24 protein-coding genes are annotated in these 22,941 nt (G+C 70.8%); 15 read left to right on the top strand and 9 right to left on the bottom strand.

Annotated features, from left to right (window positions below):
- Window positions 1-79: 79 nt before the first annotated feature.
- On the bottom strand, window positions 80-1,300 hold the full coding sequence (locus tag Pph01_RS27630) for a hypothetical protein (protein ID WP_204076087.1): 1,221 nt from the start codon (window positions 1,298-1,300) through the stop codon (window positions 80-82).
- Window positions 1,301-1,341: 41 nt separating this feature from the next.
- Window positions 1,342-2,094 (bottom strand): CAP domain-containing protein, encoded by a 753-nt coding sequence (locus Pph01_RS27625; RefSeq protein ID WP_204076086.1) that lies wholly within the window; start codon window positions 2,092-2,094, stop codon window positions 1,342-1,344.
- Window positions 2,095-2,391: 297 nt separating this feature from the next.
- Here Pph01_RS27625 and rplM point away from each other — a divergent pair, with 297 nt between their 5' ends.
- The 3 genes from rplM to glmM are packed head-to-tail and all read left to right on the top strand — an operon-like array spanning window position 2,392 to window position 4,744.
- A complete protein-coding gene (gene rplM, locus Pph01_RS27620) occupies window positions 2,392-2,835 on the top strand; it encodes a 50S ribosomal protein L13 (protein ID WP_204076085.1) in 444 nt (147 codons plus the stop codon).
- Window positions 2,836-2,865: 30 nt separating this feature from the next.
- Entirely contained in the window at window positions 2,866-3,387 is a 522-nt protein-coding gene (gene rpsI, locus Pph01_RS27615; RefSeq protein ID WP_204076084.1) for a 30S ribosomal protein S9, read from the top strand.
- 1 nt (window position 3,388) lies between these two features.
- Window positions 3,389-4,744 carry a phosphoglucosamine mutase gene (glmM, locus tag Pph01_RS27610; RefSeq protein WP_204076083.1) on the top strand — a complete coding sequence of 452 codons (1,356 nt, stop codon included), beginning with the start codon at window positions 3,389-3,391 and terminating at the stop codon, window positions 4,742-4,744.
- Between the two features lie 86 nt (window positions 4,745-4,830).
- Here the strand turns inward: glmM and Pph01_RS27605 are convergent, their stop codons facing one another.
- The 5 genes from Pph01_RS27605 to coaA form a co-directional block, all read right to left on the bottom strand.
- Window positions 4,831-5,547 (bottom strand): ABC transporter permease, encoded by a 717-nt coding sequence (locus tag Pph01_RS27605; RefSeq protein ID WP_204076082.1) that lies wholly within the window; start codon window positions 5,545-5,547, stop codon window positions 4,831-4,833.
- Between the two features lie 67 nt (window positions 5,548-5,614).
- A complete protein-coding gene (locus Pph01_RS27600) occupies window positions 5,615-6,568 on the bottom strand; it encodes an ABC transporter ATP-binding protein (RefSeq protein WP_239117059.1) in 954 nt (317 codons plus the stop codon).
- Window positions 6,565-7,434: an ABC transporter permease gene (locus Pph01_RS27595; protein ID WP_239117058.1), complete on the bottom strand. Its 870-nt coding sequence runs from the start codon at window positions 7,432-7,434 to the stop codon at window positions 6,565-6,567. Before Pph01_RS27595 ends, Pph01_RS27600 begins: the two co-directional genes overlap by 4 nt.
- The gene (locus tag Pph01_RS27590; RefSeq protein ID WP_239117057.1) at window positions 7,431-8,360 is read right to left on the bottom strand and encodes an ABC transporter ATP-binding protein; all 930 of its coding nucleotides are present in this window, start codon (window positions 8,358-8,360) and stop codon (window positions 7,431-7,433) included. Before Pph01_RS27590 ends, Pph01_RS27595 begins: the two co-directional genes overlap by 4 nt.
- 153 nt (window positions 8,361-8,513) lie before the next feature.
- Window positions 8,514-9,437: a type I pantothenate kinase gene (coaA, locus tag Pph01_RS27585; RefSeq protein ID WP_204076081.1), complete on the bottom strand. Its 924-nt coding sequence runs from the start codon at window positions 9,435-9,437 to the stop codon at window positions 8,514-8,516.
- A 175-nt stretch (window positions 9,438-9,612) separates the two neighbouring features.
- Between coaA and Pph01_RS27580 the strand changes: the two genes are divergently transcribed.
- The 10 genes from Pph01_RS27580 (at window position 9,613) to tsaD (ending at window position 18,060) form a co-directional block, all read left to right on the top strand.
- Complete coding sequence (locus tag Pph01_RS27580) at window positions 9,613-9,963, top strand: holo-ACP synthase (protein WP_204076080.1); 351 nt, start codon at window positions 9,613-9,615, stop codon at window positions 9,961-9,963.
- Between the two features lie 61 nt (window positions 9,964-10,024).
- Window positions 10,025-11,536, top strand: coding sequence for an NAD(P)H-hydrate dehydratase (locus Pph01_RS27575; RefSeq protein WP_204076079.1), 1,512 nt, complete (start codon window positions 10,025-10,027; stop codon window positions 11,534-11,536).
- A gap of 85 nt (window positions 11,537-11,621) precedes the next feature.
- Complete coding sequence (alr, locus tag Pph01_RS27570) at window positions 11,622-12,767, top strand: alanine racemase (RefSeq protein ID WP_204076078.1); 1,146 nt, start codon at window positions 11,622-11,624, stop codon at window positions 12,765-12,767.
- Between the two features lie 25 nt (window positions 12,768-12,792).
- Complete coding sequence (locus tag Pph01_RS27565; RefSeq protein WP_204076077.1) at window positions 12,793-13,839, top strand: alpha/beta fold hydrolase; 1,047 nt, start codon at window positions 12,793-12,795, stop codon at window positions 13,837-13,839.
- 62 nt (window positions 13,840-13,901) lie between these two features.
- Window positions 13,902-14,321 (top strand): tRNA (adenosine(37)-N6)-threonylcarbamoyltransferase complex ATPase subunit type 1 TsaE, encoded by a 420-nt coding sequence (gene tsaE / locus Pph01_RS27560; RefSeq protein WP_204076119.1) that lies wholly within the window; start codon window positions 13,902-13,904, stop codon window positions 14,319-14,321.
- Window positions 14,322-14,473: 152 nt separating this feature from the next.
- Entirely contained in the window at window positions 14,474-15,109 is a 636-nt protein-coding gene (locus Pph01_RS27555) for a hypothetical protein (protein ID WP_204076076.1), read from the top strand.
- Window position 15,110: 1 nt separating this feature from the next.
- Window positions 15,111-15,665 (top strand): class F sortase, encoded by a 555-nt coding sequence (locus Pph01_RS27550; RefSeq protein WP_204076075.1) that lies wholly within the window; start codon window positions 15,111-15,113, stop codon window positions 15,663-15,665.
- A 137-nt stretch (window positions 15,666-15,802) separates the two neighbouring features.
- A complete protein-coding gene (tsaB, locus tag Pph01_RS27545; RefSeq protein WP_204076074.1) occupies window positions 15,803-16,525 on the top strand; it encodes a tRNA (adenosine(37)-N6)-threonylcarbamoyltransferase complex dimerization subunit type 1 TsaB in 723 nt (240 codons plus the stop codon).
- 25 nt (window positions 16,526-16,550) lie between these two features.
- Window positions 16,551-17,036, top strand: coding sequence for a ribosomal protein S18-alanine N-acetyltransferase (gene rimI, locus Pph01_RS27540; protein ID WP_373315688.1), 486 nt, complete (start codon window positions 16,551-16,553; stop codon window positions 17,034-17,036).
- Window positions 17,023-18,060: a tRNA (adenosine(37)-N6)-threonylcarbamoyltransferase complex transferase subunit TsaD gene (gene tsaD / locus Pph01_RS27535; RefSeq protein ID WP_204076073.1), complete on the top strand. Its 1,038-nt coding sequence runs from the start codon at window positions 17,023-17,025 to the stop codon at window positions 18,058-18,060. The genes rimI and tsaD overlap by 14 nt, the downstream gene beginning before the upstream one ends.
- A 93-nt stretch (window positions 18,061-18,153) precedes the next feature.
- On the opposite strand, the gene Pph01_RS27530 is transcribed toward tsaD, so the two are convergent.
- Entirely contained in the window at window positions 18,154-18,966 is an 813-nt protein-coding gene (locus tag Pph01_RS27530) for a hypothetical protein (protein WP_204076072.1), read from the bottom strand.
- A gap of 164 nt (window positions 18,967-19,130) precedes the next feature.
- Window positions 19,131-20,468 carry a class I SAM-dependent methyltransferase gene (locus Pph01_RS27525; protein WP_239117056.1) on the bottom strand — a complete coding sequence of 446 codons (1,338 nt, stop codon included), beginning with the start codon at window positions 20,466-20,468 and terminating at the stop codon, window positions 19,131-19,133.
- A 404-nt stretch (window positions 20,469-20,872) separates the two neighbouring features.
- Between Pph01_RS27525 and groES the strand changes: the two genes are divergently transcribed.
- Together groES and groL are read left to right on the top strand one after the other, a co-directional pair.
- Window positions 20,873-21,184, top strand: a complete 312-nt coding sequence (groES, locus tag Pph01_RS27520; RefSeq protein ID WP_030508383.1) for a co-chaperone GroES — start codon at window positions 20,873-20,875, stop codon at window positions 21,182-21,184.
- A gap of 70 nt (window positions 21,185-21,254) precedes the next feature.
- Window positions 21,255-22,880 carry a chaperonin GroEL gene (gene groL / locus Pph01_RS27515; RefSeq protein WP_204076070.1) on the top strand — a complete coding sequence of 542 codons (1,626 nt, stop codon included), beginning with the start codon at window positions 21,255-21,257 and terminating at the stop codon, window positions 22,878-22,880.
- Window positions 22,881-22,941: the final 61 nt, after the last annotated feature.

Below are 22,941 nucleotides of genomic sequence, written 5' to 3'. Positions count from 1 at the left end.
CTATGGGCGTTTCCGAGGGGACCCCGGGGGCCGTTCGTCCGAGAAGATCACCATATGAACGCACTGGTGACCAGCCGTGTCAGGCATGTCCTCCGGTGAGCGATCGGGTTTCGAGGGCAGGGAAAACCGTCGCATCGGTGATGTCCACGGCCGCCTGGTAGAGCTGCTTCAAGCCGGTCTTGCTCGGCTTGTGGCCGTCCTTGAACTGGAACCACAGCAGGACGGTGTAGTGGCCGTGCGTCCACCCGCCGGCGTACGCCTCGCCCGAGCCGAGGTTCTTGGTGACCGAGTCCTTGCCCGGCAACGGCTTGAGGTAGTCGGTGCGCTCGCCGCCGCCGCCCGCCGAGGCCACCTTCTTGGCGCCGGAGGAGGTCTTGAGGTTCGCCACGCCGATGGTGCCGATGATCGAGCCCTTGGCGTCCCGGAAGCTCGCGCGGATCATCTGCGTGCAGGAGCCCGCCTTCAGAGCCTTCGTGATCTTCGCCCCCGAGATGCCGTCGGCGCACTTCTTCTCCGTGCGCCACACCGTCATCTGGTAGGAGTGCTTGTTCAGGGTGATCTTCTTCTTGCCGAACAGCTCCTTGACGGACAGCGGCGACTTGTCCGTGGCGCGGGACTCGGCGTAGCCGAACTTGCCGCCGGGACCCGACGGCACGACGATCGTCGGCGTCGGCATGACCTGCTTGCGGACCGTCGGCTTGTCGTTCTTCGCGGCGACCCAGAGCCCGGCGAACAGTGCGGCGATCAGCGCGACCAGTGCGATGCCGAAAACGAGCGGACGACGCCACAGGGGCACCCGGGCGTCAGGGTCCCACTTCGGCTCGGGCGGCGGGGGCGGGCCGGGCGGCGGAGCCGAGGGACCCGCGCCGAACGAGTCGATCGCGGTTCCCGGATCGCCGTAGCCCTGGCCGGAGTCGTTCTGCCGGCGATCGTTCGACGTCGCCCCGAAGGGTGAGTCCTGTTGGTATCCGGGTCCGGCGCCGAAGGGTGAGTCCTGTTGGTATCCGGGTCCGGCGCCGAAGGGCGAGTCCTGTTGGAACCCTGGCCCGGGACCGAAGGGTGAGTCCTGCTGGCGTCCAGGCCCGGCACCGTAGGGCGCGGTGTCCTGCCGGTATCCGCCCGCCGTTCCGTATGGCGCGGCGATCTCTCCGGTCTCAAAGGGGGAGGGCTCCCGAGTGTGCGGGCCGCCGTACGGCGAGGAGGTCTCCTCGGCCTGGTGCGGCGGGGCGTCCCGCCAGCTCGGCGGGTCGGGAGGTGTGAACGGCGGGCGATGTGGATGTTGGTCGCCGGGATAACCCATGCGCCCGAGATTAGCCGGGTATCAGAGCACATGAGGAAGGGTCACGAATACCCGAAGTCCTGGGTCCACCATGGACCTCCAGGTCCGATGGCCACCGCCACCCCCGTCGCCACCAGCCGGCAGTTGAGCAGGTTGCGGCTGTGCCCCGGGCTGTTCATCCAGCCACGCACGGCCTCATCCGCCGACCGGTAGCCGCGGGCGATGTTCTCCGCCCCGCCGTCCTTGTAGCCCGCCTTGGCCATACGCGACCAGGGGGTCTCGCCGTCGGGGGAGTTGTGGTCGAAGACGTTGCTCTTGGCCATCTCCACCGAGTGGACCTGCGCCGACCGGACCAGACGCCTGTCCAGGCGCAGCGGCCGGCATCCGGCTTTGGCCCGCTCGACGTTGACCAGCTTCACGACCTTCTTGCTGGTGAAGATCTGGACGCCGCTGCCACGGGACGGAGGCCGGGTGAAGCCGGTGAAGCCGGGGTTGCGTTGCGGCCCCCGGTCTGACGGGCCCGGGCTCGGGGCCGGCGTGGCGGACGGCCGGATGATCGAGGTCGCCGCCCGGGACGCGGGCGTCTGCGGCCGTACGGCCTCCAGCGGCGGGCGGTCCTTGCGGCTCTCGGCGACCGCGCTGGGCGACGGCTGGGAATTGCGCAGGTAGACCTCGTCGACGCCGCCGTCGTTCATGGTCAGCCTGCCGACCACGACACCGAAGAGCAGGATCGCCAGCACGCACGCCAGCAGCCCAACGCGGGTCCCACGCCGGGGCGTCCGCCGGGTATGCCGGGTGTGAGGGGTCTGCCACATAGCGCAGTCAAATATAGAGATCCGCGGCATGTGGAAGAAGGGGACAACGAGAAAGTATTTGCTGAACGTTCAAATGTTACCTTGGGGTCAGATGTCCGTCTGATCTTCGCGGTGCGGGCGTCGTTTTGACCCTGCCGCATGAGGTCGGTTAGTCTGCTAGTTCGTTGTGTGTGGACCGGTCTGCGAGAAGACCGGCTCGCGGCGCGTCCGGCGCCTTCTCCCGTTCAGTGGAGACGGAGGTTGTCGCCGTGCCTGCGCAACCTACCGAGAGTTCACATTCCGACAGAAGGCACTGCCGTGCGCACGTTCTCACCGAAGCCCAACGACGTCGAACGTCAGTGGTACGTCATCGACGCCACCGACGTCGTGCTCGGCCGGCTGGCCAGCCACGTCGCCACTCTGCTTCGCGGCAAGCACAAGCCGATCTTCGCTCCGCATGTCGACACGGGTGACTTCGTCATCGTCATCAACGCGGACAAGATCGCCCTGACCGGCAACAAGCTCGAGCAGAAGAAGGCGTACCGCCACTCGGGCTACCCCGGTGGTCTGCGCGCCGTGACCTACGGCGAGCTCATGGAGAAGCGGCCGGACCGGGCCGTGGAGAAGGCGGTCAAGGGCATGCTGCCCAAGAACGCCCTCGGCCGGAAGATGGCCAAGAAGCTCAAGGTCTATGCGGGAGCCGAGCACCCGCACACGGCTCAGAAGCCGGTGACCTTCGAGATCACCCAGATCGCCCAGTAATCGTCGAGCCAGGAAAGTAAGAGGAGAACCGTGGCTGAGCCCACCGGTACCGAGACGCTCGTCGAGGGCGAGCTGGAAGACTTCTCCGCGGAGGAGTTCCCGTCCGAGTACACCACTGAGTCCACGCCCCAGAGCGACGCCCCCGTGCGCAAGCCCGTCACCACGGGCAACTCGTACGGCACCGGCCGCCGCAAGGAGGCCATCGCCCGTGTCCGCATCGTGCCGGGCACCGGCAAGTGGACGATCAACGGCCGTTCGCTGGACACCTACTTCCCGAACAAGGTCCACCAGCAGATCGTGAACGAGCCGTTCGTCGTCCTCGGCGCCGAGGACGCGTTCGACGTCATCGCGCGCATCGACGGCGGCGGCGTGACCGGCCAGGCCGGTGCGCTGCGCATGGGCCTGTCCCGCGCGCTCGCCATCCTGGACGCCGAGGTCAACCGCCCGCCGCTGAAGAAGGCCGGCTTCCTCACCCGTGACGCGCGTGCCACGGAGCGCAAGAAGTACGGCCTCAAGAAGGCCCGTAAGGCTCCGCAGTACAGCAAGCGTTAAGTTGGGACGCCTTTTCGGCACCGACGGGGTACGTGGGGTCGCGGGTCGCGACCTCACCGCGGAACTGGCCATGGACTTGTCCGTGGCCGCCGCTCATGTCCTCGGCGACGCCGGGGCGTTCCACGCCAGCGTCGGGCGGCGCGGCCGCCCGATCGCCGTCGTAGGCCGGGACCCGCGGGCCTCAGGGGAATTCCTTGAGGCGTCCGTGGTCGCCGGCCTCGCGTCGTCAGGCGTGGATGTGCTTCGGCTCGGCGTGCTGCCCACCCCGGCGGTCGCGTATCTGACATCCGCGCTGGGAGCCGACCTCGGTGTCATGCTCTCCGCGTCCCACAATCCGGCTCCGGACAACGGGGTCAAGTTCTTCACGCGTGGCGGGTACAAGCTGCCCGACGCGGTGGAGAACGAGATCGAGCAGCGGCTCGGGGAGAAGTGGGACCGCCCGGTCGGCCCGTCCGTGGGCCGGGTCCGGGAGGCGTACGGCGAGGCGGATCGATACGTCTCGCACCTGTTGTCCACCCTGCCCCACCGTCTGGACGGGCTCCGCGTGGTCGTCGACTGCGCGCACGGCGCGGCGCACATGGTCGCCCCCGAGGCGCTGCTGCGCTCGGGCGCGGTCGTTGAGACCATCGGCGCCACTCCGGACGGTCTCAACATCAACGAAGGCGTCGGGTCGACGCATCTCGGCGCTCTCAAGGCGGCCGTCATCGAGCGCGGCGCCGACCTCGGAGTCGCCTACGACGGTGACGCCGATCGTTGCCTCGCGGTGACCGCCGACGGCGACGAGGTCGACGGCGACCAGATCATGGCGATCCTGGCGCTGGCCATGCACGCCGACGGCCGCCTGGCCGAGGACACCGTGGTCGCCACCGTGATGTCCAACCTCGGATTCAAGATCGCTATTCGGAACGCCGGGCTGAACATGGTGGAGACCGCCGTGGGCGACCGGTACGTCCTGGAGGCGATGAAGCAGAGCGGGTTCAACTTCGGCGGGGAGCAGTCCGGTCATGTGATCATGCTGGATCACGCCACGACCGGCGACGGTCTCCTCACCTCGTTGCACCTGATGGCCGAGGTGGCGCGGTCGAAGCGGTCGCTGGCGGAGCTGGCGTCCGTGATGACCAAACTGCCCCAGGTGCTGGTGAACGTCCGTGACGTCGACAAGGCGAAGGCGTCCGCGCCCGAGCTGCTGGCGGCCGTCGCCAAGGCGGAGGCCGACCTCGGCGACACCGGACGGGTGCTCATCCGGCCGAGCGGAACCGAGCCGATGATCCGCGTCATGGTCGAGGCGGAGTCGCACGACCAGGCGTCGTCCGTGGCCCACCGGTTGGCGGACGTCGTCCGTACGGTCTGCGCCTGAACAAGCGCTGAAAAGAAAAGGCACGGTCCGCGCCCCGGAGGGTGCGGACCGTGCCTTTTCCGTCGCCGGTGGATTCGGCTGGAAGGTCACTCGTCGCCGGTGAGCGACAGCGACCGCAGCCGCTGGCCAGCCCACACGAGCGCGCCCACCGTCACGATGATCATCGCGGGTACGGCGAAGCCGAGTGAGACGTTCGAGGTGAGGAAGGCGGAGGAGGAGATCCGGTCGGCGATCGACTGGGCCCACTGCTGGATGGACAGGGACCGGGCGCCGGGCACGTATCCGCCGACCAGGCCCTCCCACACGAGCGCGTAGATGACGCCGACCGTCACCGCGTGCCGGGTGAGCACGCCCACGAGCATGAACACCGCCGCGTACGCCACGCCGCCGACCAGGGCGCCGAGCGTGAAGCCGTAGGCCACGCCCGACTCGTCGCGGATCAGCAGGAACGCCGCCACGAATGTGCTCAACGCCCCGAACACCGCCACCAGCGACGCGGCGACGGCGAACTTCGTCAGCGCGATCACCGGCCGGGAGATCGGCTTGGCCAGCAGATGCATGATCGTGCCGTCCTCGATCTCCGGAGCGATCACGCCGGTGCCGGCGATGAGCCCGAGGAGCGGCAACATCGTCCCGATGGAGAACGTCTGCATGAGCGTCACGGCCGTGTGCTCGTCCGGGCCGCCGATCAGTCTCAGCAGCGCCGCCATGCCGATCAGCGCCGCCGGAAGCAGCGCGAGCAGCCAGATGCGCTTGCGCCCCAGCATCGCCCGATAGGTGATATCCGCCACGACTGCGTTCATCGGTCTCGCTCCGCTCGACTGCTCGACGGCGCCGTCGCGCCGCCGCCTTCCTTGGACGCCCGCGGGTTCATGCGGAGCTCCGGGAGATCAGGTAGGAGAAGACGCTCTCCAGGTCCTCGTCCGTGGGAGAGACCTGCCACAGATGGATGTCGAGGTCCCTGGCGAGCTTGGGCAGCAGCGAGGTGAACCGGGAGAAGTCCACGGCCTGAACCTCGACGCCCTGGTCGGTGAGCGACACCGCGCTGGAGGATGCGTCCGCGATCAGCGCGGCGGCCAGCCGCCTGTCGTCGCTCGACCGGACCCGGAACAGGTGCGGCCGGTCGGTCATCCGCCTGCGGATCTCGCGGAAGTTGCCGGAGGCCGCGTGCCGACCGGCGACGAGCACCTCGATCTGCTGGGCGACCCGCTCGACCTCTTCGAGGATGTGCGAGCTGAACAGGATGGTCCGGCCGGCCTCGCCGAGTTGCCGGACGAGGTCCATGAGATGGAGCCGCTGGCGCGGGTCCATGCCGTTGAACGGCTCGTCGAGCAGCAGCACCTGGGGGTCGTGGACCAGCGCGGCCGCGACCTTCACCCGCTGGCGCATGCCCTTGGAGTAGGTCTCGATGCGACGGTCCTTCGCCGGCGACATCTCCACGAGGTCGAGGGCCCGGGTCGCGGCGTCCGCCGGAGACGGCAGGCCGTGCAGCCGGGCGGCGGAGAGCACGAACTGCCATCCGGTGAGGAAGCCGTAGACGGCCTCCTTCTCCGGGACCAGCCCGATGAGCCGGTAGATCTCGTGGTTGCGCCAGATGCGCCGGCCGTTGAGCGTGGCCGAGCCGCCCGAGGGCGCGAGGAACCCGGCCATCATGTGGAGCAGCGTGGACTTGCCGGCGCCGTTCGGACCCAGCAGGCCGGTCACGCCAGGTCCGATCGTCATCGTGACGTCGTTGACGGCGACGACGTTGCCGTACCAGCGGGACACCTGGGTGAGCTCGACGACGCTGTGGCGGGTGGTCGTCGGGGTGGTGGTCATGGTCATGACGACGCGGCCTTCCGGTAGCGGAGGACGAGACCGGACAACGCGACGGCGATCACCGCGAGCAGGATCACGCACGACCACAGGCCGGGCGGATACCCCTCCCCGTTGGACGGGTCGGTCCCGAACAGCGCGACCTGCACGGAGTCGACCAGGAAGAACGGGCTGACCATCATCGACCATTTGGCCGCGGCGTCCTCGCCCATGGACATGAGCACGCCGAAGAACACCGCAGTGACGGCCGAGGTGAACAGGTAGAACGCGATCACCGAGGCGACGCCGAGCCCGCGGCGAGGCGTGAACGAGGCCAGGGCGAGACCGAGTGAGGCGAGCAGCACGGCCAGGATCACGGCGCCGCCCATCGAGGCGAAGTACTCGCCGGTTTTCGGCGGGCCGGGCAGGTCGACCAGCAGTTCGCCGGCGAACAGGAGGGTGAGCGGGAGGGCCAGCACGAGGAACATCGCGACCGACATCGCGGCCAGTTTCGCGCCGAGGTAGTCGAGCACGCCCACCGGCCGGGACAGGTAGAGCGGAAGCACCCGGAACCGCAGGTCGGGCGCCACGAGGTAGGGCGCCTGCGCCGCGAGGAAGATGGCGAGCACGGCCTGCATGATGACCGCGTACTCGTGATAACGCATGGCCGGCTGCTTCACGAGCGCCATGACGGCGATCGAGACCACCGCCGGCAGCAACATGATCGTGACCAGCAGCAGCGGCATGATCTTGGCGCGTGCCGTGCGGCCGAAACCGAAGGCGCCCCTGAGGCTGTGGAGGGCGAGGGCCATGAAGGCGTTGCCACGGCCCAGCCGTGCGCCTTCGTAATGGCGGTATCCGATGTCGTGGATGACACCGGTCGGCTCTGGCATCATGCGGCCGGCTCCTTGAACACGTCCTCGATGTGGCCGCGGCGCTGCTCCAGCCGTACGAGGTTGAGGTTGAGATCGCAGACGGCGTCGCGCACCGCGTCGTAGGCCCGCCCCGGGTCGGCCTCGGCCGGCACCTGGACGGTCAGCGTCCGGCCCTGTACGGCGACCGCCTCGCCCACCCCGGTCAGGCGGTCGGCCAGCGACTGGAGGCCGTCCTCGACCTCCACGGCGATGGCCTGGGTGGCCTGGGTGAACTCCCCGATCGACGACGACCGCAGCAGGCGGCCCGCGTCGATGACGACGACGTGGTCGCAGACGCGCTCCAACTCGCCCAGCAGGTGGGACGTGACGAGGACGCTGATGCCGAACTCGCCGCCGATGCGGCGGATGAGCGCGAGCATCTCGTCGCGGCCGCGCGGGTCGAGACCGTTGGTGGGTTCGTCGAGGAAGACCAGACGGGGATCGTGGACGAGGGCCTGCGCGAGCTTGACCTTCTGGCGCATGCCGGTCGAGTAACCGCCGATCGGGCGGTAGCGCTCTTCGTCGAGGCCGACGTGCCGCAGCGTGTCGGCAGCCCGCTCGCGCGCTGCCGTCCGCGGCAGCCCGGACATCTGGGCCATGTGGACCACGAACTCGGTGGCCGACACGTCCGGCGGCAGGCAGTCGTGCTCGGGCATGTATCCCACGACCCGGCGGATCTCCGCGCCCTGGGTGGCCGCGTCCATGTCGAGGACGCGGGCGCGTCCCGACGTCGCGGGAAGCAGACCGAGAAGGATCTTGATGAGGGTGGACTTCCCCGCACCGTTGGCGCCTACCAGGCCGGTCACCCCGGCTCCCGCCGTGACCGTCAGGTCCTCGAGCGCGGTGACGCGAGGGAATCGTTTGGTCAGGCCCTCGGTCGCGATGCAGGTGATGCCGCTCGCTGTCATGATTCGCACACTATCGGCCCCGCATCGTGACGGGCCTCCTTCGGACGGACGAGTCGGCCGTCATCCTCCGGTGGGCGGCAGGGGCCCGTCTCCTACCTCCTCGTGGGGAGGGCGCCCCGGGTGTCCCCTGCGGGTGGCCGGTCGACGTCCGCCTCAGGTGCGGCGGAGGCGTACCCGCTCGACGGAGTGGTCGGAACCCTTGCTGAGGATCAGGCCCGCGCGGCCCCGGGTGGGCGCGATGTTCTGGACGAGGTTGACCTCGTTGATGTCGCGCCACACGTTTCTGGCGAACTCGGTGGCCTCGGCGTCCGACAGGTCGGCGATGTGCGTGAAGTAGGACTTGGGGTCGGAGAAGGCCGTGCGGCGCAGCTGGTGGAACCGGTCCACGTACCAGCTCCTGATGTCCTCGACCCGGGCGTCCACGTAGATCGAGAAGTCGAAGTAGTCGCACACGGCCAGCGCGTCCGGCGGCGCGGGCTGCAGGACGTTGAGGCCCTCGACGATCAGGATGTCCGGCCGCCGGACGGTCTGCGCGGCGCCGGGCACGATGTCGTACTCCAGGTGGCTGTAGACGGGGGCGTCCACCGAGGCGCGGCCCGCCTTGACGTCGGCCACGAACGCGACCAGCGCCCGGCGGTCGTAGCTCTCCGGGAAGCCCTTGCGGTGCATGATCCCGCGCTCCTCCAGCACCTTGTTGGGGTAGAGGAAGCTGTCGGTGGTCACCAGGTCCACCCGCGGATGCTCCGGCCAGCGGGCCAGCAGGGTGTGCAGCAGCCGGGCGGTGGTCGACTTGCCGACCGCGACGCTCCCGGCGATCCCGAGCACGTACGGCACGCGCTCCTCGGGCTCGCCCAGGAACGCCCCCACCGCGGCGCCGCGCTGGCGCGATCCGGTGAAGTGCAGGTTGAGCAGGCGGGTGAGCGGCAGGTAGATGTCGGTCACCTCGGCCAGGTCGATCGGGTCGTCGACGCCCCGCAACTCCTCCAACTCGGCCTCGGTGAGCGTGAGCGGGGTGTTCCTGCGAAGATCCCGCCACTGTTCCCGGCTGAACTCGGCGTAGCCGTTCCCATCTGCCACGACGGAAGCGTATTCGATCGCTTCGGAGTCGATCGATCCCGGGTCGTGCACAGCCTGTGGACAAAAATCGATGGATTACTTATGTGAGGAAGTGGGAAGGACTGGCCGATACCGCCGGAATTCGGCGGCGTGGCGAGCGGCCTTCCTCCCCACTCGCACCGCGTACGCTGCTCGGGTGATCGTGGGCATCGGGGTCGACGTGGTCGACGTGGCTCGCTTCGAGGCGGCGCTGAACCGCACGCCCAAGCTGAGGTCGCGCCTGTTCACCGACGCGGAACGAACGCTCCCGCCGGCCTCGCTCGCCGTCAGGTTCGCCGCCAAGGAGGCGGTGGCGAAGGCGCTCGGCGCGCCGCCCGGGATGAGCCACCTCGAGGCCGAGATCCTCAAGGAGGACGACGGACGGCCCACTCTGCGGATCACCGGCCGGGCCGCCGACGTGGCCCGCGAACTCGGGGTCGCCCGCTGGCACGTGTCGCTCTCCCACGACGGCGGGGTGGCCGTGGCCTACGTGATCGCCGAGTCCTGACACGCTCGTCGCTCCGGGCCGGTGATCGAGACGCCGGACTCGCCGGGTTACCGTCAGACGCATGCGGACCGCGTACAGCCCCGACCAGATCCGGACCGCCGAGGCGGCGCTGATGGCCGGCCTCCCGGCAGGGACGCTCATGCAGCGGGCGGCGGCGGGCCTGGCCGTCGTGTGCGCCCGTCTGCTCACGGGGGCGCACGGCCGGGTGTACGGCTCGCGCGTCACCGTGCTCACCGGCAGCGGCGACAACGGCGGCGACGCCCTCTACGCCGGAGCCCGGCTCGCCCGCAGGGGAGCCCGCGTCGTGGCGGTCCTCGCGGGCTCGCGGACCCATGAGGGCGGCCTGGCCGCGCTGCTGGCGGCGGGGGGAAGGGCCGTCGCGTTCACCGAGGAGGCCCTCGGCCTGGTCGGCGACGCCGATCTCGTCCTGGACGGGCTCGTCGGAATCGGAGGCGGCGGCGCGCTGCGGGAGCCGTACGGGACGCTGGCGAGCGCGACGGCGGACACGCCCGCGCTGGTGGTGGCGGTCGACGTGCCGAGCGGGGTCGACTCGGGCACGGGACTCGTGGCGGGTCCCGCGGTGAAGGCCCACGTCACCGTGACGTTCGGCGCCTACAAGACGGGACTGTTCGTGGATCCGGGCGCCACGCACGCGGGCATGGTGGAACTGGTGGACATCGGCCTGCGCCCCCACCTGCCGGGACCGGACGTCGCCGCGCCGGCGGACGGGGACGTCGCGGCCCTGCTTCCGAGGCCGGAGGCGGAGTCCGACAAGTACCGCCGGGGGGTCGTGGGAATCGCGGCGGGCAGCGACACCTACACCGGGGCGGCCGTGCTGTCGGCCGGCGGCGCCGTGCGTGCGGGCGCGGGGATGGTGCGCTTCGCGAGCTCGGCGGAGCCGGTCCGGCTCGTGCGGGCCCGCTGGCCGGAGGTCGTCACGACCATCCTGGACACCGCCTCCGGGGTCTCGCTGGACGCGATCGGACGGGTGCAGGCGTGGGTGGTCGGCCCCGGGATGGGGACGGGAACCGAGGCTCACGCCGTGGCCCGTGCCGTCCTGTCGGCCGAGGTGCCCGTGCTCGTGGACGCCGACGGGCTCACGATCGTGGCCGCGGATCGAGCTCTCCTGCGCAGGGCGGCGCCCACGCTCATCACTCCGCACGCGGGCGAACTGTCCCGCCTGCTGGGGGTGCCCAGGGAGCTGATCGAGGCCCGCCGCCTCGAGCACGTACGCCGGGCGGCTGACGAACTGGGCGTCACCGTGCTGCTGAAGGGGTCGACGACGCTGATCGCCGAGACCGGCCTGCCGGTGCGGGCGATCACCACCGGCACGCCGTGGCTGGCCACGGGGGGCACAGGCGACGTGTTGTCGGGCATCGCGGGCGCCTTCCTGGCCGGAGGACTCAGCGCGTACGACGCCGCCTCGTGCGCGGCGCACGTGCACGGTCTGGCCGCCCGGGTCGCGGCCAGGGGCGGCGGGACGGGCAAGGGTGGCGGGGCGGGTGGGGGCGAGGCGCCGATCGCCGCTCTCGACGTGGCCGAGGCGCTTCCCGCGGCCCTCCGGATGCTCTGATGAAGCGCCCGTGAGGCGTGGAAAGCGCGCGGACGCGGGGTGTCTCGTGGTCACGGGCGCGGGACCCAACTGACAGACTGGGGAAATGAGCTTCTCGACAGCGCACCAGGTCACCCCGGCCGAGGCGCGGGTGGATCTCGCCGCGATCCGGCACAACGTCGGGCTCTTGGCGGCGAGCGCCCCGGGCGCGGCGATGATGGCGGCAGTCAAGGCCGACGCCTACGGTCACGGCCTGGTCCCCGTGGCGCGGGCGTGCATCGAGGCCGGCGCCTCCAGGCTCGGCACCGCGTTTGTACGGGAGGCCCTCGCGCTGCGCGAGGCGGGAATCGAGGCGCCGATCCTGTCGTGGATCATCACGCCGGGGGAACCGCTCGACGAGGCGCTGCTCCAGGACGTGGAGCTGTCCGCGAGCGCGCCCTGGGTGATCGAGGAGATCGCCGCCGCCGTGGGCCGCACGGGCCGGACCGCCAGGGTCCATCTGAAGGTGGACACCGGCATCTCGCGGGGCGGGGCGCCGATGGCCGAGTGGCCCGCGCTCGTGGAGAAGGCGCTGGCCGTACAGGCCGGAGGCGGGATCGAGATCACGGGGATCTGGTCCCACTTCGCCTGTGCCGACATTCCAGGGCATCCCTCGATCGACAGCCAGATCTCGACCTTCGACGAGGCCCTCGCCGTCGCGGACAAGGCGGGCGTCGCGAGCACCGTCATCCGGCACATCGCGAACTCGGCCGCCACCCTCACCGTGCCGCGCGCCAGGTACGACATGGTCAGGACGGGGATCGCCGTCTACGGTCTGAGCCCCGTCCCCGAACTCGGCGACTTCGGGCTGCGCCCCGCCATGACCCTCACGGCGAGGCTGGCCCAGGCCAAGCGGGTCCCGGCCGGCTCCGGCGTCTCCTACGGCCATCTGTACGTCACCGAGCAGGAGACCACGCTCGGCCTCGTCCCCCTGGGGTACGCGGACGGGATCATGCGCAGTGCGACGAACCGGGCCGAGGTGCTGGCCGCCGGGAAGCGGCGGACGGTCGCCGGGCGGGTGTGCATGGACCAGTTCATGCTCGATCTCGGCGACGACCCCGCGGAGGCGGGCGACGAAGTGATCGTTTTCGGGCCCGGGGACCATGGTGAGCCGACATGTCAGGAATGGGCGGATTCCCTGGGCACGATCACTCATGAGATCGTGACCAGGATCGGGTCCCGCGTGCCGCGCGTCCACGTGGACGGACGCTGAGCCGCGGTTGCGAGGAGAAGCGGTAATGAGCACACGTCGCAGGGTCGGCATCGCCGGAGCGGTCGTCGGTGCGGCCTCGGCCGGCGTGGCCGCGGCCGCCCTGGCCAAGAGGTACGCCGTGGGCCGCATCCGGTTGCGTCCGGATCTCGAGGCCAACGAGCCCTTCGGTGAGCTCCGGGGGCGCCCCGTGACGCTCACGACGCCGGACGGCGTGCTGATCCACACGGAGGTCGACGGACCGGAGGACGCGCCGCTCACGATCGTGATGTGTCACGGCTACTGCCTGACGCTGGACTCCTGGCACTACCAGTGGCGGGATCTGCGCGAGTCCTACCGCCTCGTGTTGTGGGACCAGCGATCCCACGGGCAGTCGGCGCGTTCGGAGGACTGCTCGATCGACCGCCTCGGCGAGGACCTCGCGCACGTGCTGGAGGAACTGGTCCCCGGCCCCTGCGTGCTGGTCGGCCATTCCATGGGCGGCATGACGATCATGGCGCTGGCCGACCGGCGTCCGGAGTTGTTCGGCGACAAGATCCGCGGCGTCTCGCTGATCTCCACGTCGGCGGGCAAGCTGGCCGAGCTCACGCTGGGCCTGCCGGCGCTGCTGTCGAAGGTCGTGCACCGGGCCGTCCCGTCCGCGGTGTCCGTCATGCGCAGGAGCGGCGCCCTGGTGGACCGCGGCCGGGAGGCGGGGACCGACCTGTCCTTCCTCGCCCTGCGCCATCTCGGGTTCGGCGACTCCAAGAGCGTGAGCCCCACCGTGGTGGACTTCGTGGACTCGATGATCAGGGCCACCCCCAGCGAGGTGATCGCCGACTTCTATCCCGCCCTGATGTCGCACGACAAGCTGACCGCGCTCGACGTGCTGAACAAGGTGCCCACGGCGATCATCGTCGGAGAGCGCGACTGGCTGACCCCCCTCGACCACAGCAGGGCCATCGCGGCGGCCGTGCCCACCGCCGAGCTGACCACGGTGTCCGGCACCTCTCATCTCGTGCAGCTCGAACGGCCGGGAGCAGTCAACGACGCCCTGCGCGCACTGTTGAAGCGGGCGGAGAGGGAGGACGTGTGAGCGCCACATCACCCGGCTCGCGGGCCGGCGTCCAGGAGATCGATGCGGCGACCGCCGAGGAGATGCGGGCGGTGGGAGCGCGGCTGGCGACACTGCTCGGCCCCGGCGACCTGGTCGTGCTCAGCGGGCCCCTGGGCGCGGGCAAGACCACTTTGGTGCAGGGCATCGCCGAGGGTCTCAAGGTGCGGGGTCCGATCACCTCGCCGACCTTCGTGATCGCCCGGGTGCACCCGTCGCTGTCCGGCGGTCCCGCCCTCGTCCACGCGGACGCCTACCGGCTGGGCGGCTCGCTGGAGGTTGACGACCTCGACCTGGACGCCTCGATCGAGGAGTCCGTGACGGTCGTCGAGTGGGGCGAGGGCCTCGTCGAGGGTCTCTCCGACGACCGGCTCGAGATCCACATCGAGCGCGGGGACGAAGGCGAGCAGCGGCTGGTGCGGCTCCGCGGAGTCGGCGCCCGATGGGCCGGCGCCGCCCTGTGAGCTCCCGCGCGTCCCGTCCGATCTAGGCCGGTTGTCTGCGCAGTCCTTGACTCCTACCTGCCCACCTGTGGATCATCCCGAAAAGAAGATCTCTAGTCATGGATTGGCATAGATTTTCTGGGTAAATGACCGGGCGTGGGAGGGGTTGGCCGATGAGCAGGGTCACGCAGGTCGCCGTCGCGGGAGTCGTTCTGTTCGGCGCGCTCGGCTGCTCGGCCTCGGCCCAGACGGATTCACCGACCCCGGGGATCACGCTGACCCCCGGTCTTCCCTCGCCGACGGTCACGATCCCGCGCCAGGACATCGACGTCGTGGTGGAGCCCTCGTCGGTCACCGGCGGGGCGACCAGGAGCGTCCGGATCACGGCGCAGTGCCCGCTTCCGCAGGGCGGCACCGCCTACCGGGCCGTCGCCCGCTCGGACGCCTTCACCGGCCCGGTCTCGCTGCTGCCCCCGGTCGCTTCGCCCTCGGCCTCCCCGACGGCCGAGCCCGCCGTGCCGGGCCTGACGGGCAGCGCCCCCGTCAGGGCGGACGCGAAGGCCGGCGGCTACAAGGTGCAGGTGCGCTGTGAGGCCACCAACGACATCGGCAGCGCCTCGTTCAAGGTCGTCTCGCCGACGCCGGCGCACACGCGGATTCCCACCCGGGCGCCGCACGCGGGCGGCGGAGGCACCGCCGCCGGCGGCCCGGCCGACGACTCGGGCCTGCCCGTGGGCGTGACCGCGGTGGCGCTGCTCGCCGTCCTCGGCATCGGCATCGGCGTGGCCCGCAGGCGCTCAAGGAGCTGATTTGGCGGTCTCGTCCCGGTGGGTCGTGGTGGCCGGGGTCGTCACCGGGCTCGCGTTGTTCGCGGCGAACGGCCGGTCCCAGGAGCCCCGCTCCGCCGCCCGTCCCGACCCGGTCGTGCCCAGGCGCATCGACATCCCCTCGCTGAGCCTGAAGGCGCCGCTGATGAAGCTCGGGCTGGACTCGGCCGGCGACGTCGAGCTTCCGCCGTTCGACAAACCCTCGACGGCGGGGTGGTACACCGGCAGCGCGGTTCCGGGCAATCCCGGAGCCTCGGTGATCATCGGCCACGTCGACACCAAGACCGCGCCCGCCGTGTTCTACAAACTGCGCGATCTCCGCAAGGGCGCGCTGGTCAAGGTCGTGCGCAGCGACGGCAAGACCGCCGACTACCTCGTCGACTCGGTCGAGCGGGTGCCCAAGGACGACTTCCCGGCCGAGCGTGTCTACGCCGAGGACGGGTTGCGCCTGATCACCTGCGGCGGCGCCTTCGACTGGTCGGCGCACCAGTACCGCGACAACATCATCGTCTACGCGTCCCTCGAGAAGGACGTCTGATCGCCCGACGAAGATCGCAGGCCGTCACCCGTCTGACGGATGTGGTGCCCGGTACGGCGCGGTCGTGCCTTTCCTGGGCGGTCACCCTCTCCGCGTTCGGTCCTTGGGCACCCGCGCACCGACTACCCTTGACGTTCGTGCTTGTCTTGGCCTTCGACACCGCCACACCCGCCGTCACGGCCGCCCTGCACGACGGAGGACGCGTGCTGGCCGAGTCGACGACGATCGACGCGCGGCGGCACGGGGAGCTTCTCGCTCCCGCGATCGAGCGTGTCCTGCGCGACGCGGATGTGACGCTGCGGGATCTCACCGCGATCGTCGCCGGAACCGGCCCGGGGCCGTACACGGGGCTGAGGGTCGGCCTGATGACCGCCACGGCGCTCGCGGCGACCGCCGCCATCCCCGCCTTCGGCGTGTGCACCCTCGACGCCCTGGCGTACGCCACGAAGACGCCCGGCCCGTTCCTGGTCGCGACCGACGCGCGGCGCAAGGAGGTCTTCTGGGCGAGGTACGGCGACCGCGAGACGCGCCTCGACGGGCCCCGGGTGGACAGGCCGCACGACCTGCCCGCCGACCTGCCGGTGGTGGGGGCGGGAGGCCTGCTCTACGCGGACGTCATCGGCCCCGGCCGCGTCGAGGGCCCCGAACACCCGTCGGCGGCGGCGTTGGCTGCGCTCGCCGCCGGACGCCTCGCCACGCTGACGGACGAGGAGGCCGCCGCGATCGCCCGCGTGCCCGAGGGGCGCGTCGACTCGGTGGAGAAGGCGCGCGAGCTCGGCGTGCTGGGCCCGCCCCGGCCGATCTACCTGCGCCGCCCGGACGCCCAGGTGCCGGGCGCGCCCAAGAGGGTGACGGCGTGAGCGTCACGATCGACGGAGTGGCACGGTGAGCGGGCCGGGCGCCGTGTTGCGCCAGATGACCCTGGACGACCTCCCGGCGGTCATGGAGATCGAGCGGACCACCTTCCCCGCCGACGCGTGGAGCGAGTCCATGATGCGCGGGGAGCTGAACGACCAGCCGCGCACGCGGCACTACGTCGTCGCGTGCGTCGGCGACGCGATCGTCGGCTACGGCGGGCTGGCGGCCGCCGCGGACCAGGCCGACATCCAGACGATCGCGGTCCTGGCCGGGCACCGCCGTTCCGGCGTCGGGGCCGCCATGATGAGCGCGCTGCTCGCGGAGGCGGCGCGACGCGGGGCCGAGACGGTCTTCCTCGAGGTGCGGTCGGACAACGAGCCCGCCCAGGCCATGTACGAGCGATTCGGCTTCGAGCGGCTCGGCGTGCGGCGCCGCTACTACGAGGACGGGACCGACGCCATCACGATGATGAAGAAACTCGAGGGCGAGGGGACAGGGCATGAGCGGAGCTGACGAGCCGATCGTCCTGGGGATCGAGACGTCCTGCGACGAGACCGGCGTCGGCATCGTCCGCGGTCACACGCTGCTCGCGGACACGATCGCCTCCAGCATGGAGGAGCACGCGAGGTTCGGCGGCGTCGTGCCCGAGGTGGCCTCACGCGCCCACCTGGAGGCCATGACGCCGACGGTGGAAAGCGCGCTCGCCAAGGCGGGCCTGCGCTTCTCGGACATCGACGCGGTCGCCGTCACAGCTGGCCCCGGGCTCGCCGGCGCACTGCTTGTCGGCGTCGCCGCCGCCAAGGCCTACGCCATGGGGCTCGGCGTCCCGCTGTACGGCGTCAACCACCTGGCCGCGCACGTGGCCGTCGACCAGCTCGAACACGGACCGCTGCCGAAGCCCGCCATCGCGCTGCTGGTCTCGGGCGGCCACTCCTCGCTGCTGCTCGTGCCCGACGTGGCGCGGGAGGTCGTCTCGCTCGGCTCCACCGTCGACGACGCGGCCGGGGAGGCGTTCGACAAGGTGGCGCGGGTGCTCGGCCTGCCGTTCCCCGGAGGCCCGTACATCGACCGCGCGGCCCGCGAAGGCTCCGGGACGGCCGTCGCCTTCCCGCGGGGCAAGTACGACGACGGCACGCTGGACTTCTCCTTCTCCGGCCTGAAGACGGCGGTCGCCCGCTGGGTGGAGGCCCGTACGGCCGCGGGCGAGTCCGTGCCGGTCCACGACGTCGCCGCGTCGTTCCAGGAGGCCGTCGTCGACGTGCTCACCCGCAAGGCCCTCCAGGCGTGTGCCCGTCACGGCGTCGAGGACCTGCTGATCGGTGGCGGAGTGGCGGCCAACTCCCGGCTCCGCGCACTGGCTCAGGAGCGGTGCGACGCCGCGGGCGTGCGGCTGAGGGTCCCGCGGCCGGGACTGTGCACCGACAACGGCGCCATGGTGGCCGCACTGGGATCGGAGCTGGTCGCCGCCGGCACCGCGCCCTCCACCCTGGAGATCCCCGCGGACTCGTCGCTCCCGATCACGACCGTCCACGTCTGACCGGTCCCGGCCGTTCACATCAGGCGACTCGCGCGTCCTGATCGTTTCGCGCAGCGGTCGTACGCGGGTGGTTTCGCCGTGGGCGATCGGTGATCAGTCGCCGGAGGAGCGAACGGGGCGCAGCAGGGCCTCGGCGAGCGCCAGCATGGTCTCCTCGAGCGCGGCCAGCCGCCGGGCCACGTCGCCGTGGACGGGCTCCACGACCCGGCTCGTCGCGTCTGAGACGGTGTCCGCGAGTTCTTCGAGGCCGGGCCGGTTCCTGATCGCCTCGAGGAGGGGTGCGATCGAGCTCGCGGTGGCGCCGACCTCGACGCCCATCTCGGCGACGGCGGCGCGCAGCTCGGCGACCTCGAGCTCCGCGGGCAGCCCTCCGACGCGCTCGCTCGCCGCCTCCAGCCGCTCGTCCACGGCGTCGAGCCGGCCCAGGACGGCGGCCTCCAGGCTCTCGACCCGCTGGACCACCTCGGTGACGGCCTTGTCGAGGCGGGTGAACCGGCCCGCCGCGGCCTCCATGCTCGCGTGGACCTGGCCGAGGCGCTGGCCGACGGCGGACATCTGGTCCGCGACGTCCTGGGTGCGGCCCCTGACCTCGTCCACGTGCTCGCGCAGCGACTCGACATGCTGGGCGAGGGCCTCGGCCCAGGCCGGCGGCCGGGTGGTCATGTCCTCGAGCCGTCCCGCCACGTTCTCCACGGCGCCGCTCAGGCCGCCGAGCTCACGCTCGCGGACCTCGCGCAGCAGCCACTCCATGCCCTCCAGACGCTGCCGGATCTCGTCGAGCACGGCCCCCTGCGTCCGCTGCTCGTAGACGTGGTCCTGAGCCGCGCGGGCCAGGAGTTCGCGCATCCGGTCGGAGATGGCGGTCTGGCTGCCCGCCTGGAGGAGGGTGTGGCTGGAATGGTCCACCGAAAGCTCCTTCACTCGCTGAGGCGGTGGTATCGGCCCGATCTCGCGGAAATGAACGAACAGGGGAAACAGACCGCGCGGCCAACTGTAGGCCCTGAGTGGCGCGGCTTTCGGGTGGACTGTAAAAGATCGCAATTCTCGATGAATTGCCGGGATTGATGCGGTCAGTGCTGGTCGGCGGTGTCGCACAGCAACACGTACGGCCGGTCGTCGATACGGGTGAGAACGACGACCGCTGAATTTCCACCGGAAAGCCGGAGGTCTTTCCGCAATCGCTCGATATCGACGGCGGAACCGCGTTTCTTGATGGTGACGTTCCCGACTTTCCGGTTTCTCAGCGCGCTCCGGAGGTGCTTGAGCGAGAAGGGCATCATGTCGGTGACCTCGTAACAGGACGCCCATTCCGTGGCCACCCGGCCGTCGCCGGTGATGTAGGCGATCCGCGGGTCGAGCAGGCGCCCGCCGACCATCGCGGCCACCTCGGCGACCAGATGCGCCCGGACCGCCGCGCCGTCGGGTTCGTAGAGGTAGCGGCCCACCGGTCCCGTCTCGGCCTCGGCGCCGGAGGACGTGAGCGTCGCGCCGGACGGCAGCATGGTCGCGCGCCGCCCGCTCGCCTGCGTGCCGACCCAGATGGCCGCCTCCTTGACCTCTCTCCTGTGGGAGATCCACTCGGCCTCCGCCCCCTCGGGGACGAGTTCGTGCGGGATGCCCGGCGCGACCTTGAGGCAGGCCGTGCGCGCCCGGGAGACCAGGTCGAGCACGGCGGGCCAGGTGGGGGAGTAGGCCATCGGGTCGAAGATCCGTCCCCTGGCCCCCCGCCTCGCCGGGTCGGCGAAGAGCAGGTCGTATCCGGACGGATCGGTCTCGAGAGCGTCGGCGGTGCGGACGCCGACGAGGGCGGACAACCCCAGCGCCTCGGCGTTGGCCCTGGCGACCTCCACGGTCAGCGGGTCGAGGTCGACGGCGTCGACGGCGAACCCGGCGCGGGCGAGCGCGATGACGTCTCCGCCGATGCCGCAGCACACGTCGAGGACCCTCGCGACCGGCTCCGGAGCCGGTCCCGTGACCGGTTCCTCGGCTGGTCCGGCGGCCGGGTCCGTGACCGGGTCCGTGACCGGGTCCGTGACCGGGTCCGTGACCGGGTCCACGGCCGTTTCCCGGGCCGGCCGGGTGGCCGATGCCGTGACGGGGCCGGCGGCGGGCGCGGCGAGCAGGCGGGCGCGACGGGCGCGGTGGGCCGCGACCTCCGTGCGGGTGGCCTGCTCCAGTCCGTGGGGCGTGAAATACATCACGGCGGCGTCCGCGCCGAACTTGGCCTCCGCCCGCCGCCGCAGCGAGGCCTGGGTGAGCGCGGCCGCGGTGAGCTCGGGCGGGTGGCTTTTACGGAGAGTGGTTGCCGCCACGATCGGATCTGCCCCCGCCTCCGCCAGCTCGACGGCCTGCGCCAGGGCCTTCTGCCCGGCCGGTTCGAGCAGGTCGCGAAATGCCACGAGGTCCACGCCTCCCGACGTTAGCGCCTCGCCGTACGGCCGGCGCCGCGCCCATGGGTCACCGGAGGGAGGACGGCCCGCCCGGCGGTCCCGGCCTGTCGGCGGGGCGGACCCAGCGGTCGGCACGGTGGCCCCGGCGGTCGGCGGGGCGGTCTCAGCGGTCGGTACCGTGATTCCGGCGGCCCGCACGGCGAGCACCGTGGCCCAGGGGGCTTGTCCGGTGCGTCCGGAAAGCGAGATGACCTGCGGCGTGGGTTCGTGTTGACTGTCACGGCCCCCTTGCATACTGTTTCGTGTTGGCACTCGCCTATCGAGAGTGCCAACATGCGACGAGGCAGGTCTGACACCCGCGACGGCAGGCCGCTGGTCGCCTCTTCAGCTCATTCATCGCAATCTGAAGGGGAGGTCCGATCGTGACGACCGCCACTAAGGTTCCCGTTAAGCCGCTTGGTGACCGCATCGTGGTCCAGCCGCTCGAGGCTGAGCAGACCACCGCTTCCGGTCTGGTCATCCCGGACACCGCCAAGGAGAAGCCCCAGGAGGGTCGGGTCCTCGCTGTAGGCCCCGGCAACTGGGACGAGGACGGCGAGAAGCGCATTCCGCTCGACGTCAAGGAGGGCGACGTCGTCCTCTACAGCAAGTACGGCGGCACCGAGGTCAAGTACGGCGGCGAGGAGTACCTGGTGCTCTCGGCCCGCGACGTGCTCGCCATCATCGAGAAGTAGGCTGCGCCAAGCATGAGGAGCCCCGGGACGTTCGCGCCCGGGGCTCCCGTGCGCTTATAAGGAGACTTGAATGCCCAAGATCCTGGAGTTCGAGGAGGACGCGCGGCGCGCTCTTGAGCGTGGCGTGAACGCCCTCGCGGACGCCGTGAAGGTTACCCTCGGCCCCCGTGGCCGCAACGTGGTCATCGACAAGAAGTTCGGTGCGCCGACCATCACGAACGACGGCGTGACCATCGCCCGTGAGGTCGAGCTCGACAAGCCGTACGAGAACCTCGGCGCCCAGCTCGCCAAGGAAGTCGCGACCAAGACCAACGACGTGGCCGGTGACGGCACCACCACGGCGACCGTCCTGGCCCAGGCCATGGTCCGCGAGGGCCTGCGCAACGTGGCCGCCGGCGCCCAGCCGCTGGCCCTGAAGCGCGGCATCGACCTGGCGGCCAAGGCCGTCAGCGACAGGCTGCTCGAGAGCGCCCGTCCGGTCGAGGACAAGCAGGAGATCGCGAACGTCGCGACCATCTCCGCGCAGGACGCCAAGATCGGCGAGCTGATCGCCGAGGCGTTCGACAAGGTGGGCAAGGACGGTGTCATCACCGTCGAAGAGTCCAACGCCATGGGCCTCGAGCTGGAGTTCACCGAGGGCCTCCAGTTCGACAAGGGTTACCTGTCGCACTACATGGTGACCGACCAGGACCGCATGGAGTCCGTTCTCGAGGACCCCTACATCCTGATCACCCAGGGCAAGATCGCCTCCATCGCGGACTTCCTGCCGCTGCTGGAGAAGATCGCGCAGACCAAGAAGCAGCTGCTGGTCATCGCCGAGGACGTCGAGGGCGAGGCCCTGGCCGTCCTGGTGACCAACAAGATCCGCGGCACGTTCACCTCCGTCGCCGTCAAGGCGCCCGGCTTCGGTGACCGCCGCAAGGCCATGCTGCAGGACATCGCGATCCTCACCGGCGGCCAGGTCGTCAGCGAGGAGATCGGCCTCAAGCTGGAGCACGTCGGCCTCGAGGTGCTCGGCACCGCGCGCCGCGTCGTCGTCGGGAAGGACGCCACGACGGTCGTCGACGGCGCCGGCGAGGCCTCCGCGATCGAGGACCGGATCCGCGAGATCAAGCTGGCCATCGAGCAGTCGGACTCCGACTGGGACCGTGAGAAGCTCCAGGAGCGGCTCGCGAAGCTCTCCGGTGGCGTCTCCGTGCTCAAGGTCGGCGCGGCCACCGAGGTGGAGCTCAAGGAGAAGAAGCACCGTCTCGAGGACGCGATCTCCGCGACGCGCGCCGCGATCGAGGAGGGCATCGTCTCCGGCGGTGGCTCCGCGCTCGTGCACGTCTCCAAGGAACTCGACGACCTCGGCCTGACCGGCGACGAGGCCACCGGCGTCTCGATCGTGCGCAAGGCGCTGATCGAGCCGGCTCGGTGGATCGCCGAGAACGCCGGGCTCGAGGGCTACGTCGTCACCTACAAGATCGCCGAGCTGAAGGCCGGTGAGGGCCTCAACGCCGCGACCGGCGAGTACGGCGACCTGGTGGCCCAGGGCGTCATCGACCCGGTCAAGGTGACCCGTTCGGCCGTTCAGAACGCCGCGTCCATCGCGGGCATGCTGCTGACGACCGAGGCCCTCGTGGTCGACAAGCCCGAGGAGGAAGAGGCTCCGGCCGCGGGCGGCCACGGGCACGGTCACGGGCACGGGCACTGACACCCGAGCCTTCCCTGGGGGAGGCGCCTGAGAATGCGGTACGGCTCCCGCCTCACTGAGG

The sequence above is a fragment of the Planotetraspora phitsanulokensis genome, from assembly GCF_016863295.1.
GTDB classification, from domain to species: Bacteria; Actinomycetota; Actinomycetes; order Streptosporangiales; family Streptosporangiaceae; genus Planotetraspora; species Planotetraspora phitsanulokensis.
The sequence above is the reverse complement of the archived record's forward strand: the minus strand, read 5'-3'. Positions and strand labels throughout refer to the sequence as shown.